Origin of the sequence: Campylobacter coli LMG 9860 (genome assembly GCF_000254135.1) — a bacterium.
In the GTDB taxonomy this organism is placed as follows: domain Bacteria; phylum Campylobacterota; class Campylobacteria; order Campylobacterales; family Campylobacteraceae; genus Campylobacter_D; species Campylobacter_D coli.
Genome location: NZ_AINS01000084.1, coordinates 1 through 455 on the forward strand (window position 1 = coordinate 1; position 455 = coordinate 455).

The following is a 455-nucleotide window of genomic DNA, read 5'->3' on the forward strand; positions in this document are numbered from 1 at the left end:
TCAACTTTTATCCCACCTAATGGAGACTATCAAAACTATGGTATTATGGCAGCACTTGATCATATTAATGCTTTAAAAGATCTAGTTAAACGCTTTCCAAAACTTGCAGATTTACCAAAAATTTATGGGGGGGGGTCTTATGGAGGATACTTAGCCTTGCTCATAGCAAAAATAGCTCCTTGGTATGTGGATGGTGTGATTGATAATTCGGGTTCGGCTTTGCCACCTTTAAATTATATTTTAGGAAGAGAAATGGAACATAGTTACGGTGATTATTATGAAGATTTTCCACATAATAGGATTATTTTTTTTCTAAAAACCCACTGGACGCGTAAAGAAAATTCACCTTATTTTTTTAATAATGAAAATTATTTTATTAGAACATTGTTAAATAAGGATCATTTGATTTTGCAAAGTCAAAAAAATAAAAATATTATTTATGTGAGTTATCATAG

General features: G+C 30.8%; 1 protein-coding gene. It reads left to right on the forward strand.

Annotation, left to right across the window (positions count from 1 at the left end):
* A partial coding sequence (locus CCO88_RS08795) for a DUF2920 family protein (protein WP_002840271.1) occupies positions 1 to 455 on the forward strand: 455 nt, incomplete at both ends.